The following is a 14,247-nucleotide window of genomic DNA, read 5'->3' as shown; positions in this document are numbered from 1 at the left end:
GGCGACCCGCTCCAGGACCTCGCCCACGACGTCGTCCACGCTGGCCTGGACGGCGGGCGCCCCGCCGACCACCACGCAGATCTCGCCGCGGAGCTGCTCGGCCGCGGCACGCTCGGCCAGCTCCGCGAGCGGGCCGCGCAGCACCTCCTCGTAGGTCTTGGTGAGCTCGCGTGCGACGGCGGCCGGGCGGGTGTCGCCGAACGCGACCGCCATGGCGCCGAGCGTCTCCGCGATCCGGTGCGGTGCCTCGAAGAACACCATGGTGCGCGGCTCGGCGGACACGGCGGCGAGCGTGCGGGACCGGTCGCCGGCCTTGCGCGGCAGGAAGCCCTCGAACGTGAACCGGTCGGTCGGCAGTCCGGACAGCGCGAGCGCCGTCAGCACGGCGCTCGGCCCGGGGGCGGCGGTCACCCGCAGGTCGCGCTCGATGGCGCGCTCGACCACGCGGTACCCCGGGTCCGAGACGGAGGGCATGCCCGCGTCTGTCACGACGACCACGGTGCCGCCGTCGGCGACGACGTCGAGCAGCTCGTCCGCGCGGGCCGTCTCGTTGTGCTCGTGGTAGCTCGTCACCTTGCCGCGCACCTCGACCCCGAGCCGCCCGGCGAGCGCGTGCAGGCGGCGGGTGTCCTCGGCGGCCACGACGTCGGCGTCGGCCAGCAGGCGGACCAGCCGGGGTGAGGCGTCCTCCGGGTTGCCGATCGGGGTGGCGGCCAGGACGAGGGTGCCGGCCTCGGGCGCGGGCCCGGGAGCCGGGGACGAGTCGGTCATGAACCACACTGTCCCACGCTCTATGCTGGCCCGGTGTCTCAGCAGCCTGAAGCCACCGGAGCGCATCACGCCACAGTGCCGCAGGCTCTGCCCGGAACGTACGGTGCGCACATGCGCCGCGAGGCGGTGGGTGCGCGGATGACGTCCACGGGATCCTTCCCGGCCGTCCCGCCGGCCGAGCCGCCGGTGCGCGATCGTCTCCTGCGCGACCTGCTGGGCGAGCGCCGCCTCGCGCTGGGACGGCGCGCGTCGGACCGCTTCTGGGGCCTCTTCGGTGCCCTGGTCGTGACGGCGATCGCCGCGGGCGCGCGGCTGTGGGCGCTGGGCCGCCCGGGCAAGCTGGTCTTCGACGAGACGTACTACGTCAAGGAGGGCTGGTCGCTGGCCAGCCTCGGCTTCGAGGCCGCGTGGCCCGACAAGCCCAACCCGGCGTTCGAGGCCGGCGACGTGAGCTCGTACAAGACCGACGAGGCCGAGTACGTGGTCCACCCGCCCGTCGGCAAGTGGATGATCGCCATCGGCATGCGCCTCATGGGCGGCGCGACCGACCCGATGGCGTGGCGCATCGCGAGTGCCGTGATTGGCATCGTGGCCGTGTTCCTCATGGTGCGCATCGCGCGCCGCCTGTTCTCGTCCACGCTGCTGGGGCTGGCCGCGGGCCTGCTGCTCGCGGTCGACGGCGAGGCGATCGTGCACTCGCGCACCGGCCTGCTGGACCAGTTCCTCATGTTCTGGGTGCTCGTCGCGTTCGGGTGCCTGGTGATGGACCGCGAATGGGCCAGGCGCAGGCTCGCGGACCGCGTGGCCCAGATCGTCGAGGCGGGCGGCGCGGTCGGGCAGTACGGACCACGGCTCGGGTTCCGGTGGTGGCGCCTCGCGGCGGCGGTGTCGCTGGGCCTCGCGTGCGGCGTCAAGTGGTCGGGCCTCTACTTCGTCGCCGCGTTCTGCCTGCTCACCGTGGTGTGGGACGTCACGGCCCGGCGCACGGCCGGCATCGGCCGGTGGTGGGAGGACGCCCTGGTGGTGGACGCCGTCCCGGCCGCCCTGGTCGTGCTGCCCACCGTGCTCGCGGTGTACGTCGCGTCGTGGTCGGCCTGGTTCGCGCACCCGAAGTCGTACCTGCGCGACTGGGCCGTGGTCAACGGCGTGAACCCGCCGGGCTGGTGGCCGGACTGGGGCTGGGCGCAGGGCGCCTGGGAGGCCGGGCGGTCGCTGTGGGAGTACCACCGCATGATGTGGGACTTCCACACCGGTCTGGACTCGGACCACAACTACGCGTCGCACCCGCTGGGCTGGATCGTGCAGTGGCGTCCCACGTCGTTCTTCTGGGAGAAGTTCGCGCCCGGCCAGGGGCCCTGCCCCGCCGACGCCACCAGCGACTGCGCCACCGCCGTGACGTCGCTCGGCAACCCGCTGCTGTGGTGGCTGGGTGCCATCGCGATCCCCGTGGCCCTGGTGCTCGTGTTCCGGTACCGCGACTGGCGGGGCACCGCGGCCCTGGTGGGGATCGCCGCCGGCTGGCTGCCCTGGTTCCTCTACTCGTGGCCGCTCGCGGACCGCACCATCTTCACGTTCTACTCGATCGTGTTCACGCCGTTCGTGATCCTCACGCTGGTGTACCTGCTGGCCGTGGGGCTGGAACGGACCCCGCGCCGCAGCGCGGACCGGCGGATCGTGTGCTGGCTGGCCGCGGTGCTGATGGTGCTGATCGTGGCTGTGAGCGTGCTCTACTACCCGATCTGGACGGCGATGCCGGTGCCTTACGAGTACTGGCAACGGCTGATGCTGCTCCCGAGCTGGATCTAGCGGCAACCGCTGGTCGAGCCGCCTCTCCGGAGGGGCGGTGTCAGAGGGCCGAGGAGTCCCGGAGGTCCACGCCCGCGGCCCTCAGCTCGCGCTCGGCCTCCTCGCCCTGGGCAGGCGAGACCGGGATCGTCAGGTCGGTCAGCACCCGGGCGTGCAGGCCGGCGCGGCGCGCGTCGAGCGCGGTGTGCTTGACGCAGTGCGACTCCACCAGGCCAACGACGTCGACGGCGGTCACCGCGGCCTCCGACAGGACCGTCGCGAGGCTGCGGCCGTGCTCGTCGGCGCCGTCGAAGCCGGAGTAGCCGTGGGAGTACTGGCCCTTCAGCAGCTTGGCGTCCGGGACGAGGTCGGCCAGGGCCGGGTGCAGCTCGGCGTTCGGTGAGCCGGCGACGCCGTGCGGCGGCCACGAGTCCACGAAGTCCGGGGTCTCGCTGAAGTGCTCGCCCGGGTCGATGTGCCAGTCCTGCGTGGTCACCACGGTCGTGTACCGGTCGCGGTGGGCCGCGACGTACGCGGCGACGCGGTACGCGATCTCGTTCGCGCCCTCCGTGGCCAGCTCGCCTCCCTCGCAGAACGTGGGCTGCACGTCGACGACGATGAGCGCCCTGCGCTCGGTTCCGGACTCGGTAAGGCTCATGTCCTCACTCTTCCACCGCGATGGCTGCGCGGGTACCCGCGCTGGTCTGTAGTTCGTCACATGATCGGCAGCTCCGATTGCCGATCATGTGAGGTAATGCCGACCACACGGCTTCCCTCGGTGCTTGGATGGGGACCGTGGACCCTATTGCGCGTCGGTTGGCAGTGCCCGTGCTGGTCTCGGCCCTGGTCGTGGGGCTGGCCGGGTGCGGTGGTGCGGCAGAGCCCGGCGTCGTGTCGCCGAGCCCGACCGCCTCGGCGAGCGAGGCGCCGTCGGGCGGTACCGTGCCCTCGGACGGGGCGGATCCCTCGGACGGCGGGGTGATCGCCGAGGCGGAGGTGGTGGCCCAGGAGCTCCCGGTCCCGTGGGGCATCGCGCCGCTGCCGGGCGAGCGCTTCCTGGTCACGATGCGCGATGACGCGACGCTCGCCGTGGTGCACCCCGGCGGCGACGTCCACCCGCTGGAGGAGTCCGACGGCGTACGGGAGGTGGCCGACCAGACGGTGCCGAACGGAGAGGGCGGCCTGCTCGGCGTCGCGGTCGACCCGGAGGACACCGGGCCCATGTTCACGGTCTACCTGTACCGCACAGGCGCCGAGGACAACGCGGTGCTGCGTGCCGAGCTCGACCTGGACGGCATGACGCTGCGCGACGTCACCACGATCCTCGACGGCATCCCCAGCGCCTCCAACCACAACGGCGGCCGGATCGCGTTCGGACCGGACGGGTACCTGTACGTGGCGACGGGCGACGCCGGCGACCCCGCGAACGCGCAGGACCCGGACTCGCTGGGCGGCAAGATCCTGCGGATCGCGTCCGACGGCGAGCCCGCGCCGGGTAACCCGGACCCCGGTTCGCCGGTCTGGTCCCTGGGGCACCGCAACGTGCAGGGCCTGGGCTGGGACGCGAGCGGCCGCATGTTCGCGAGCGAGTTCGGGCAGAACGCGCTGGACGAGCTGAACGTGATCGAGGCGGGCGCCAACTACGGCTGGCCCGACGTCGAGGGGCCCGGCGACCAGGAGGGGTTCGTCGACCCGGTCGCGTGGTGGCCGACGTCGGAGGCGTCGCCGTCGGGCATCGCGGTCACCGACGAGGCGGTCTACCTGGCGGCGCTGCGCGGCGAGCGGCTGTGGCGCGTGCCGCTGCTCGGCACGGCGGCGGAGATCGAGGCCGGTGAGAGCCCGGGCTTCGGCGAGCCGCAGGTGCTGCTGGCGGGCGAGTTCGGTCGCCTGCGCGCGGTCGAGGGCGGGCCCGACGGCGAGCTGTACGTGCTGACCGGGAACACCGACGGCCGGGGCGAGCCCGCGACCGAGGACGGCCGGGTGGTCGACGACCGGCTGCTGCGCGTCACGGTGGCCGCGGCGAAGTAGCGGGCCCGCGGAGTATGCACTGGTAGACGTCTAGGGCTGTGGATATCCTGATTCCCGGGAAGGGGCCGCGTCGTAGGCTCGGACCACCGGTTTCGAGAGGGGTGAACAGGATGTCCGCAGAACCTGGCGGGTACCGCACGGTGCCGCGCGGCTACGTCTATGCCGACCACATCCCGTACGTCACCCCGGAGTCCCTGGACGACCTGAAGGGGCCGACGACGGGGGTCGTCACGGTCGGGCCGCACATCGACACCAGCTTGAACCCTACGTACGACCTGGGCGACCCGGACCGGCAACGGAACCTGTACGCGAGAGTCGTGCGGTCGGGGTTCGTCCCTGACCAGGTCCGGTTCCTCGACCAGCGGACGCTGCTGGTGCTCTGGCCGTCGCTGAACCTACCGGACAGGTGCAGGACCATCTGGGAGCAGAAGTTCCCGGTGCTGGCCGCCCGGTCCGGAAAGCTGCGGGTCGCCTGATGCTGCCGTTCCATGAGCGCCTGGCCCGGATCGGGCTCCAGGCGCTGGAGAGTCATGGGTTCGTGCTCGCCGGCGGCTACGCCATCTCGACCAACGGAATCGGGAACCGGCCGTCCGCCGACGTCGACCTGTTCACCAACGTCTATGCGCCGAGCCTGTTCGAGGTCGCCGTGGCCAAGCTCCGTGCGGCGTTCCTGGGGGCGGGGTTCTCGGTCCACGACAACCTGATCGGCCAGACGTTCGCCGACTTCAGCGTGACCGATGACGCGACCCAGGAGACCAGCTCGATCCAGATCGGCGTGAACTACCGGGAGTTCGCCCCGGCGAGGTTCGAGATCGGGCCGGTGCTCGACGTGCGCGATGCCGTCGCGGGAAAGATGAGCGCGCTCTGGTCGCGCGGCGAAACCCGGGACTTCATCGACATCGACGCGGTGGTGCAGTCGGGTCGCTTCTCCCGGGACGAGGTGCTGGCGATCGGGGACCGGCAGGTGGCGCTGCCGTTCGACCGGGCCATGCTCGCCGACCGGTTCCGGGCGGCGCAGGGCAAGGAAGCAGCCGAGTTCGCGGCCTACGAGGTCGGCGCGGACTGGCGCGCCGAGATCGTCGCCAGGTTCCTCGACTGGGCCGACGAGATCGACCCCGCCGTCGCCCGCTGAGCCACCGCCCGGGCCTGTGGATAACCGCATGGTGTGCGGCCCTCACGCAACTACCATTGACGTCATGCCGGAAGCCCAGAAGTCCTTCTACCTCACGACGCCGATCTACTACGTGAACGACGCCCCGCACATCGGGCACGCGTACACGACGGTCGCCGCCGACGTCGTGACCCGCTGGCACCGCCAGCGGCAGGAGAACGTCTGGTTCCTGACCGGCACGGACGAGCACGGCGAGAAGGTGCTGCGCACCGCCGAGGCCAACGGCGTGAGCCCGCAGGTCTGGGCCGACCGGCTGGTCGAGACCGCGTGGAAGCCCGTGCTGCAGACGCTCGACGTGCGCAACGACGACTTCATCCGCACCACGGAGGAGCGGCACGAGACGGCGGTGCAGGCGTTCCTGACGGACCTGTACGACAAGGGCGAGATCTACGAGGGCTCCTACGAGGGTCCTTACTGCGTGGACTGCGAGGAGTACAAGCTCCCGGGCGACCTGCTCGACGGCACGGGGGAGTACGCGGGCCAGAAGGTGTGCTCCATCCACGGCAGGCCCGTCGAGATGATCTCCGAGCAGAACTACTTCTTCCGGATGAGCACGTACGCCGAGCGGCTGCTCGCGCTCTACGAGGAGCACCCCGAGTTCGTGCAGCCGGCGTCGGCCCGCAACGAGGTGGTCAGCTTCGTGCGGCAGGGCCTGCAGGACCTGTCGATCTCGCGCTCGACGTTCGACTGGGGCGTCCCCATCCCGTGGGACACCTCCCACGTGCTCTACGTCTGGTTCGACGCGCTGCTCAACTACGCCACGGCCGTCGGCCTGGACAGCGACGACCCGGAGCGCAAAGCGCAGTTCGCGCGCACCTGGCCGGCCGACGTGCACCTGGTCGGCAAGGACATCCTCCGGTTCCACGCCGTGATCTGGCCGGCGATGCTGATGGCCGCCGGGCTGCCGCTGCCCAGGACGGTCTTCGCGCACGGCTGGCTGCTGGTCGGCGGCGAGAAGATGAGCAAGTCCAAGCTCACGGGCATCGCGCCGGCCGACATCATCGACACGTTCGGCTCGGACGCGTTCCGGTACTACTTCATGCGGACCATCGCGTTCGGCGGTGACGGCTCGTTCTCCTGGGAGGACATGACCGCCCGCTACAACGGCGAGCTCGCCAACGGGTTCGGCAACCTGGCCTCGCGGACCGCCGCGATGATCGGCAAGTACTTCGGCGGCTCCCTGCCTGCCCCGGGCCCGCTCACCGACGCCGAGACCGACCTTGCCCGGGTCGCGACCCAGGCCGTGGCCGACGCCGAGGCGGCGATCGACCGGCTGGCGATCCACGACGCGGTCTCGGCGGTCTGGACCCTGGTGGACGCCACCAACGGCTACCTCGCGGACACCCAGCCGTGGAAGCTCGCCAAGGAGCCCGGCGAGGTCGACGAGTCCGGCGCGGGGATCGACGGCGGTCGCCTGGCGACGTCGCTGGTCACCGCCACGGAGGCGCTGCGCTCGCTCGCGGTGCTGCTCAACCCGGTCACGCCGCGCGCGGCGGCGGGGCTCTGGGAGCTGCTGGGCGCGGAGGAGGCGCTCGGAGCCCTGGACGCCCAGCCGCTCCACGGCGCGGCGACGTTCGGCGCGCTGCCCGCCGGCACCATCGTGACCAAGGGCGCCGCCCTGTTCCCGCGCCTCGACGACACTGCCGCCTGAGCCGACGATGGCCAAGCGCACACGCGAACGCGGGTTCCCGGTCGCCCCGGAGCCCCTGCCCGTCCCCGTCGTGGACAACCACACCCACCTCGACCACATCGCCTCGGTGCTGTCGCCCACGGCGCCTGACGGCGAGCGGGGCACCTGGCCGCCGTCCGTGACCGACCATCTGGCGCGGGCAGCGTCCGCGGGCGTGGACCGCGTGGTCCAGGTGGGCTGCGATCTTCCGTCGGCCCGCTGGACCGACGCCCTCGTCCGCGGCGAGGCGCGGGCGGTGGGGGCGCTCGCCATCCATCCCAACGAGGCCACCCTGCACGCGGGCATCGACGAGGTCGGCCCGGACGGCCTCGTGCCGGAGCCTCTGGAGCACCACTCCGTGGCTCTCGACGACGCCATCGCCGAGATCGCCGACCTGGCCAAGGGCAACGACCGCGTCCGCGCGATCGGTGAGACGGGTATGGACCTGTTCCGCACCGGCCCACGCGGTGAGGAAGCCCAGCGGCAGGCCTTCCGCGCGCACATCGCACTGGCCAAGGAGCTCGGCCTGGCCCTGCAGATCCACGACAGGGACGCGCACACCCAGGTCATCGAGGTCCTGCTGGCCGACGGCGCCCCCGAGCGCACCGTCTTCCACTGCTACAGCGGCGACGCCGAGATGGCCCGCGTCTGCGCCGAGAACGGCTGGTACCTCTCCTTCGCCGGCCCGGTCACGTTCAAGGCGAACGACCACCTGCGCGCGGCTCTGACCGTGGCGCCGCGGGAGCTCGTCCTCCTGGAGACCGACGCCCCGTACCTCACGCCGCACCCGTACCGGGGGCAGCCGAATGCCCCCTTCGCGGCGGCCCACACGGTGCGGGCCATGGCCGCCCACCTCGGGGAAGACCTCGCCACGCTGTGCGCCGACATCAGCGCCAACTCCGGGCGTGTCTACGGCAACTGGTAAGAATGGCGCATTGGGCCGGAGAATGCGGCATTTGATTTCATAACCCCACATCTTTTCCTGCGAGGTTTGTTCCGTTACGGTCTGGTGCTCGTGGTGAGGTACGCACGGCCGTGGCTCGCGAGCAAACCGGCCCGCTGGCTGGTCCGTGGTGTCGTCGTCGGCATGCTCGCGGGCGTCAGCGGCGTGTACGTCGCCAACGCGGCGACCCTCACGATCGACTACAACGGCGACGTCCGCACGGTCGGTGTCTACGGCAGCACCGTGGCCGAGGCCCTCGCGTCACAGCACATCGACCTGGAGCGCGACGACGTCGTGCAGCCGGCCGCCACGTCCGCCGTCGGCGCGGGCGGGACCGTGGTCGTCCGTACGAGCCGCGACGTGACCGTCGAGCTCGACGGCCAGATCATGACGCTGCGGACCACCGCCGGCACGGTGGGCGAGCTGCTCGCGGCCCTCGGGCCGCGCGGTGACGGCGCTGTCGCCACGGCGTCCCGCACCACGCAGCTCGACCGTGATCCGGTGCGGTTCTCCACGGTCAAGGAGGTCAACATCGCCGTGGACGGCTCGGTGCTCGAGTTCAGCACCACCGGGTCCACGGTGCGGTCCGTCTTCGAGGAGGCGGGCATCGCGCTGGCGAAGGGCGACGTCACGTCGGTGCCGCTCGACGCCGCGGCGGTGGACGGGATGATCGTCATGGTCAGCCGCGACGCGTCGTCGTCGCGCACGGTGACCGAGGTGGTGCCGTTCGAGACCGAGACGGTCGAGGACCCGAGCCTGCCCCAGGGGTACGAGTCCATCCGCACCGCGGGCGTGGCGGGCGAGGCCAAGGTGACGTACGAGGTCAAGACGGTCGGCGGCGCGGTCGTCGAACGCACCCTGGTGGGCCGTAAGGTCACCCGCGAGCCGGTGAACGAGGTGCTCGTGGTCGGCACGATGGACGTCGCCACCGCGCCGGTGGACCCGGGTTCCGCGCGGGCCCTGGGCCAGGCGATGGCCGCGGAGCGCGGCTGGGGTGCCGACGAGTTCTCCTGCCTGGACCAGCTCTGGGAGAAGGAGAGCGGCTGGCGCTGGAACGCCGACAACCCGAGCAGCGAGGCGTACGGGATCGCCCAGGCCAACCCGGGCTCCAAGATGGCCACCGTCGGGAGCGACTGGCTGACCAACCCGGCCACCCAGATCGAGTGGGGTCTGGGCTACATCTCCGGGCGGTACGGCACGCCGTGCGGCGCCTGGGCGCACTCCGTGGACATCGGCTGGTACTGATCCGGGGACGTTTTCACCCTGGAATATTTTGGACATTATTGGATCTATCCGTACGTTTCGGCGTGTCATTCCTCGAATAGGTCTTGCATTTGATAACGGCAGGGTTACGGTCTCCTGGACCGCCGGATCGGCCGGTCGGGCCCGCGCCCCGCGCGGGAGGTGCGTGCGACTCGTACCGTCCCGGCCCCCGTGCCCGGACCGCGCGAGGACTGGACCCGCGTGTCATCTCCCCACCCCGTTCAGGGCAGCCCCGACGGACTGTCCCTCAACCCTGAGGCCGGCGCCACCGCCGGAATCACCGAGATCTTCGATCCGCCCCCGACGGATCACACCCCCACCGAGCCGGTCGTCCACGTACCGGTCACCGCTGTACCCGCCCCGCCACGCAGACCCCGCCGCAGAGCGGCCTTCCTCGCCGGGGCGGCGGCCATCGCGGTCGTCGGAGCAGGCAGCATCACCGCTTTCGCCTCGGCCCACAAGTCCGTCACGCTGGACGTCGACGGCAGGGTCACGACGGTCGAGACCTTCCAGGGCGACGTCGCCGGCCTCCTGGCCGACCAGGGCGTCAGTGTCACGAGCCGGGACGCGGTGACGCCCGGCACGGACGGCACCCTGCGGGACGGCGGGATGGTCGTGGTCCGCTACGGCCACGAGGTCACCCTGCGGGCCGACGGCAAGGAGCGGTCGACCTGGGTCACCGCGCTCGACGCCGACCAGGCGCTCGCCACGCTCGCCGAACGAGCCGACGACGTCGCCCTGGTCCCGTCCCGATCGGGCGGCCGCGTGTCCCTCCCGCTGCGGCTCGACGCCGACAGCCCGGTCAACCTGGTGGTCGGCGGCGAGACCGAGCAGGTGGCCGACGGCGCCGCGCAGCTCGACGACCTGCTCGCCGCGAACGACGTGACCGTCGACTCGGACGACCGGGTCACCGTCCAGCGCGACGCCCCCGAGGGCGGGCAGCCGGCGGGCGCCGGCACGCCGACGCTGTCCGTCGTCGTCGAGCAGGTGCGGACCGCCCAGCGGGAGACCGTGACCAAGCTGCCGTTCGACAAGGTGCGGACGGCGGACCCCGACCGGTTCGAGGACCTCGCGCCCTACGTGGCGACCAAGGGCGTCGTGGGCAAGCGGGTCACCACGTGGGACGTCACCACGGTGGACGGCAAGGTCGTGGAGCGGGAGAAGCTCTCGTCGAAGGTCGAGCGCGAGCCCGTGGACCAGGTGACCGTGTACGGCACCAAGGTCCGTCCGGCACCGGAGCCCGAGCCCGAACCGGAGCCCGAATCGCAGCCCGTGGCACGGGAGGCGGCTGAGGAGCCGGCGCCCGAGCCCGAGGCGGACGTCGTGGCGACCAGCGGCGTCTGGGCCCAGCTCGCGCAGTGCGAGTCGGGCGGCGACCCCACCACCAACACCGGCAACGGCTACTACGGCCTCTACCAGTTCTCGCAGCAGACCTGGGTGGCGATGGGCGGCTCCGGCCTCCCGTCGGACGCCTCGGCCAGCGAGCAGACCATGCGGGCCCAGAAGCTCCAGGCGCAGTCCGGCTGGGGACAGTGGCCTGGCTGTGCCGCGAAGCTCGGCCTGCTCTGATCCCTCCCGACGTGTCGGACGTGCAGGTCACCCGAGTGATCTGTGCGTCTGACACGACGGCGAGTTGGACGGTTGTCCTAGACGAGTGATCGACAACACAGCCTGACAGCACCGAGAAACTTGGCCGGACGATAACGGATCAGTTACGTTCGGTTGTCCTCGCTGGCGTGAGGGTGCGAAGTGGTGTAGGCCACAGCGTCACCACGCCGGCCGGGGCGGTACCGGACGCGACCCGTCGCGCCCGGTGCGAGACCGCCGGATCGGCCGGTCGAGACCGCGACGGCTCGCAAGAGCCTCCTGGCCCCCAGGCCGAATCGTGGTAGGGACGCTCGCGCCTGCGCGTGCCCCGGCTCGCCGCCCGTGCCCGGGACGTCCGACGACTGGACACGAGTGAACCCCCGTTCTGAGCAGCAGAGTTCTGGCTCCATCCCCAGCATCAACTCAGAGTCCGAGGCCACGACCTCTCGGACGACCCCCATGAAGCGTCGCCGCCGCTGGCCTCTGGTCGCCGGCCTCGCAGCCGTGGCGATCGCCGCCTCCGGCTCGGTCGCCTTCGCCGAGGCGCGCAAGACCGTCACCCTCGACATCGACGGCACCGTCAAGACCGTCACCACCTACTCCGGCTCCGTGCAGGGCATGCTCGACTCGCAGGGCGTCCGCCTGGGCGAGCGCGACGTCGTCGCCCCCGGGACCGGCGCGGAGCTTGCCGACGGCGACCAGGTCGTGGTGCGCTACGCCCGCCAGGTCACCATGTCCGACGGCGAGGACGAGCGCGACGTCTGGGTCACCGTGACCGACGCCGCCGAGGCCCTGACCACGCTCGCCGAGCGCGGCGGCGACGTCGCCCTGGTGGCGTCCCGCTCCGGCGACCGCGCCTCGCTGCCGCTCCGCCTGAACGACGACGGCCCCGTCGCCGTGGTCGCGGACGGCAAGACCCGCGTGATCGAGGACCACGCAGACGGCGTCGACAGCGTGCTGAGCGACCTGGACGTCGAGCTCGACAAGGCCGACCTCGTCAGCGTCGTGCCCGTCGCCACCCTGGCGAAGGACAAGACGATCGACGCGAAGTCCGCGAGGACCGCCGAGAAGGCAGGCGCGGACGTCGCCGTCCAGGTGCAGCGCGTCGAGACCAAGAAGGTCACCCGGAAGCTCGTGGTGGGCTACGACACCCGCACCACCACAGACTCCAGCCGTTACGAGGACCTGGGTAAGGTCGTGAAGACCGACGGCGCCAAGGGCGTCCGCACCCGGGTCGTCCTCGTGCGCACCGTCGACGGCGAGGTCGTGCTCCGCAAGGAGCTCTCCGACAAGGTGACCAAGAAGCCGGTCGACCGCGTGCTCGTCCAGGGCACCAAGGAGCGTCCGGCCGAGAAGGTCGCCGTCGAGGCGACCACCACCAAGAAGTCCACCAGCAGCCCGGTGCCGTCCGGCTCGGTCAAGCAGATCGCGCAGCAGATGGCCGCCTCGCGCGGCTGGAGCGGCTCGGAGTGGACCTGCCTCGACCTCCTCTGGGAGCGCGAGTCCGGCTGGAACTACCAGGCGGCCAACCCGTCGTCGGGTGCCTACGGCATCCCGCAGGCGCTGCCCGGCTCCAAGATGGGCTCCGCGGGCTCGGACTGGGCCACCAACCCGGCCACCCAGATCGAGTGGGGCCTCGGCTACATCGCGGACCGCTACGGCACGCCGTGCGGTGCGTGGGGCCACTCGGAGTCGGTGGGTTGGTACTGATCCACAGATGGTGACAATCTCCAGTTAGGCTCACCTGCATGAACGACACCTCAGGCGCCCTGCTCGGTCCCGCGGAGATCCGCGACCTGGCAGGGCGCTTGGGCGTCCGGCCCACCAAGACGCTCGGCCAGAACTTCCTGCACGACGGCGGCACCGTCCGCAAGATCGTGCGCACCGCGGGGCTGCGGCCCGGTGAGCGGGTCGTGGAGGTCGGGCCCGGGCTGGGCTCCCTGACACTGGGCCTCGTGGAGGCCGGCGCCTCCGTCGTGGCTATCGAGATCGACCCCGTCCTGGCCGGGCAGATCGCCGACACCGTGCGCACCCGGTTCCCGGACTCCGACTTCGAGGTCGTGCTGTCCGACGCGCTGGACGTCACCGCCCTGCCCGGCGAGGCGCCGACGGCGCTCGTCGCGAACCTCCCGTACAACGTGGCCGTCCCGGTGCTGCTCACCATGCTGCAGCGGTTCGACTCGCTCGAGCGCGTGCTCGTGATGGTCCAGGCCGAGGTGGCCGACCGCATCGCCGCCGTGCCGGGGAACAAGATCTACGGCATCCCGTCGGTGAAGGCCGCCTGGTACGCCTCGGCCCGCCGTGCGGGGACCATCGGGCGCAACGTGTTCTGGCCTGCCCCGAACGTCGACTCCGCGCTCGTGTACCTCGAGCGTCGGGACCCGCCGTCGACCACAGCCTCCCGTGAGCAGGTCTTCGCCGTCGTGGACGCCGCGTTCGCGCAGCGCCGCAAGACTTTGCGCGCCGCCCTGTCCGGGGTGTTCGGCTCCGGCGCCGCCGCCGAGGCGGCGCTCCGGGCTGCCGACGTCGACCCGGGCGCCCGGGGTGAGACGCTCGTGGTCGAGCAGTTCGCGCGCATCGCGGAGCAGCTTCCCGACGTGTCAGACCCTCAGGTCACCCGGGTGACCCCTGCGTCTGACACCGACGTGCAGGAGGGGAACCAGTGATCCCGCGTCTCGCGGCGGCCCCGCCGCCGTCCGTCCGGGTCCGCGCACCCGGCAAGGTGAACCTCGGCCTGCGCGTGGGTCCCGTCGGTGACGACGGCTACCACCCGCTCGCGACCATCTTCCAGGCCGTCTCCCTCTACGAGGAGGTGACGGCAACCCAGGTGGCGCCCGGGTCCGGCATCTCGCTGACGGTCTCGGGGCCACAGGCCGACGTCGTCCCGACCGACGAGTCCAACCTCGCCTGGCGCGCCGCCGCGCTGCTGGCCGAGCGCACGGGCCTGGCGGCCGACGTCCAGCTGCACATCACCAAGGGCGTGCCGGTCGCCGGCGGTATGGCGGGCGGTTCGGCCGACGCCGCCGCGGC

13 protein-coding genes are annotated in these 14,247 nt (G+C 71.8%); 11 read left to right on the top strand and 2 right to left on the bottom strand.

What is annotated here, in order from left to right; all coding sequences use genetic code 11:
- A partial coding sequence (gene rsmI, locus PROKR_RS17700) for a 16S rRNA (cytidine(1402)-2'-O)-methyltransferase (protein ID WP_036965233.1) occupies positions 1-771 on the bottom strand: 771 nt, incomplete at its 3' end.
- A gap of 111 nt (positions 772-882) precedes the next feature.
- Here rsmI and PROKR_RS17695 point away from each other — a divergent pair.
- Positions 883-2,577 carry a dolichyl-phosphate-mannose--protein mannosyltransferase gene (locus PROKR_RS17695; protein ID WP_036965162.1) on the top strand — a complete coding sequence of 565 codons (1,695 nt, stop codon included), beginning with the start codon at positions 883-885 and terminating at the stop codon, positions 2,575-2,577.
- Between the two features lie 40 nt (positions 2,578-2,617).
- Here the strand turns inward: PROKR_RS17695 and PROKR_RS17690 are convergent, their stop codons facing one another.
- Entirely contained in the window at positions 2,618-3,214 is a 597-nt protein-coding gene (locus PROKR_RS17690) for an isochorismatase family protein (RefSeq protein WP_036965160.1), read from the bottom strand.
- Positions 3,215-3,342: 128 nt separating this feature from the next.
- On the opposite strand from PROKR_RS17690, the gene PROKR_RS17685 reads away from it, so the two are divergent.
- From PROKR_RS17685 to PROKR_RS17640, 10 genes are all read left to right on the top strand, one after another.
- Positions 3,343-4,584, top strand: coding sequence for a PQQ-dependent sugar dehydrogenase (locus tag PROKR_RS17685; protein ID WP_051433099.1), 1,242 nt, complete (start codon positions 3,343-3,345; stop codon positions 4,582-4,584).
- Positions 4,585-4,694: 110 nt separating this feature from the next.
- A complete protein-coding gene (locus PROKR_RS17680; RefSeq protein ID WP_142039676.1) occupies positions 4,695-5,060 on the top strand; it encodes a hypothetical protein in 366 nt (121 codons plus the stop codon).
- Positions 5,060-5,716 carry a nucleotidyl transferase AbiEii/AbiGii toxin family protein gene (locus PROKR_RS17675; RefSeq protein ID WP_036965156.1) on the top strand — a complete coding sequence of 219 codons (657 nt, stop codon included), beginning with the start codon at positions 5,060-5,062 and terminating at the stop codon, positions 5,714-5,716. The genes PROKR_RS17680 and PROKR_RS17675 overlap by 1 nt, the downstream gene beginning before the upstream one ends.
- 64 nt (positions 5,717-5,780) lie before the next feature.
- Entirely contained in the window at positions 5,781-7,406 is a 1,626-nt protein-coding gene (gene metG, locus PROKR_RS17670; protein WP_036965155.1) for a methionine--tRNA ligase, read from the top strand.
- 7 nt (positions 7,407-7,413) lie between these two features.
- Positions 7,414-8,349 (top strand): TatD family hydrolase, encoded by a 936-nt coding sequence (locus tag PROKR_RS17665; RefSeq protein WP_036965153.1) that lies wholly within the window; start codon positions 7,414-7,416, stop codon positions 8,347-8,349.
- A gap of 93 nt (positions 8,350-8,442) precedes the next feature.
- Positions 8,443-9,612, top strand: coding sequence for a resuscitation-promoting factor (locus PROKR_RS17660; protein ID WP_245605869.1), 1,170 nt, complete (start codon positions 8,443-8,445; stop codon positions 9,610-9,612).
- 189 nt (positions 9,613-9,801) lie between these two features.
- Positions 9,802-11,199, top strand: coding sequence for a resuscitation-promoting factor (locus tag PROKR_RS17655; protein WP_245605868.1), 1,398 nt, complete (start codon positions 9,802-9,804; stop codon positions 11,197-11,199).
- A gap of 477 nt (positions 11,200-11,676) precedes the next feature.
- Positions 11,677-12,927, top strand: a complete 1,251-nt coding sequence (locus PROKR_RS17650; protein WP_245605867.1) for a resuscitation-promoting factor — start codon at positions 11,677-11,679, stop codon at positions 12,925-12,927.
- A 38-nt stretch (positions 12,928-12,965) separates the two neighbouring features.
- Positions 12,966-13,883 (top strand): 16S rRNA (adenine(1518)-N(6)/adenine(1519)-N(6))-dimethyltransferase RsmA, encoded by a 918-nt coding sequence (gene rsmA / locus PROKR_RS17645; RefSeq protein WP_051433097.1) that lies wholly within the window; start codon positions 12,966-12,968, stop codon positions 13,881-13,883.
- Positions 13,880-14,247 (top strand): GHMP family kinase ATP-binding protein (locus PROKR_RS17640; protein ID WP_483823646.1); only part of this gene is annotated, 368 nt, incomplete at its 3' end. The genes rsmA and PROKR_RS17640, both read left to right, overlap by 4 nt.

This window comes from Promicromonospora kroppenstedtii DSM 19349, from assembly GCF_000515355.1.
GTDB lineage: Bacteria > Actinomycetota > Actinomycetes > Actinomycetales > Cellulomonadaceae > Promicromonospora > Promicromonospora kroppenstedtii.
This window is presented reverse-complemented; position numbering and strand designations above follow the sequence as displayed.

Coding starts and splice junctions, on each gene's coding strand:
- PROKR_RS17695 (WP_036965162.1), top strand. CDS start 883: ATGCGCCGCGAGGCGGTGGGTGCGCGGATGACGTCCACGGGATCCTTC.
- PROKR_RS17690 (WP_036965160.1), bottom strand. CDS start 3,214: ATGAGCCTTACCGAGTCCGGAACCGAGCGCAGGGCGCTCATCGTCGTC.
- PROKR_RS17685 (WP_051433099.1), top strand. CDS start 3,343: ATGGGGACCGTGGACCCTATTGCGCGTCGGTTGGCAGTGCCCGTGCTG.
- PROKR_RS17680 (WP_142039676.1), top strand. CDS start 4,695: ATGTCCGCAGAACCTGGCGGGTACCGCACGGTGCCGCGCGGCTACGTC.
- PROKR_RS17675 (WP_036965156.1), top strand. CDS start 5,060: ATGCTGCCGTTCCATGAGCGCCTGGCCCGGATCGGGCTCCAGGCGCTG.
- metG (WP_036965155.1), top strand. CDS start 5,781: ATGCCGGAAGCCCAGAAGTCCTTCTACCTCACGACGCCGATCTACTAC.
- PROKR_RS17665 (WP_036965153.1), top strand. CDS start 7,414: ATGGCCAAGCGCACACGCGAACGCGGGTTCCCGGTCGCCCCGGAGCCC.
- PROKR_RS17650 (WP_245605867.1), top strand. CDS start 11,677: ATGAAGCGTCGCCGCCGCTGGCCTCTGGTCGCCGGCCTCGCAGCCGTG.
- rsmA (WP_051433097.1), top strand. CDS start 12,966: ATGAACGACACCTCAGGCGCCCTGCTCGGTCCCGCGGAGATCCGCGAC.